At 29.3% G+C, this 680-nt stretch carries 1 protein-coding gene; it reads left to right on the forward strand.

The window, feature by feature from the left end; genetic code table 11:
• Window positions 1–207: 207 nt before the first annotated feature.
• On the forward strand, window positions 208–680 hold a 473-nt coding region (locus tag V7137_RS29740; RefSeq protein ID WP_335701401.1), incomplete at its 3' end, for a hypothetical protein.

Raw genomic sequence — 680 nt, forward strand, 5'->3', positions numbered from 1 at the left:
CCCTATAGTTTAAGTACAACATTCTGCTTTTGAATAATAAAAAGGCGTTGGCATTTAGTAAATTTAAGTTGTCACAATACTTACCTGATAAACTAAATTAATAGTGGTACACTTAAGGTAAGGTTCTATTAAAAAGGAGCTTAAAAATCACTATCTAAGTCTAAATAAGTTATAATAATTAAAAAATATTTTTGAGGTGAATAGGCATTGGATTTTTATTCAAATTCAGACCAACAAGTAGAAAAAGTTGATGATGAAGAATATAAAGAAAGAGATAACGCTACTAGACAAAAAGAAGAAAGGGAACCGGAAGAAAGAGGATATAAACAATGGATTATGGGAAGGAAAAAGAAAAAAGTAGATGAAGAGAGCGAAGCAGAAGTATATTCGCCTTCCAGATCCAGATCGTCAAATAAGAAAAAGAAAGGAAATATGTTCTCATTAAAACTAGTCTTTAAAATATTTGTAGTAGCTGCTGTTTGTTACAACTTCAAATTCATTTGGAACTATATGAATGATCCTATTGGTAATTTTACGTTTTATCATACATTATTTGTACTTGGAATATGTGCAGGTATTAATTTTATTGCCGTTTGGATTCTGTTTTATAAACGTTCGTTTATGAGATTTTATTTTTCCTTATTTGCAATTTTAGGATCGTTTGGGTATTACTTCTACGT

It is taken from the genome of Neobacillus drentensis (genome assembly GCF_036962765.1).
Classification (GTDB): Bacteria; Bacillota; Bacilli; order Bacillales; family Cytobacillaceae; genus Neobacillus; species Neobacillus drentensis_C.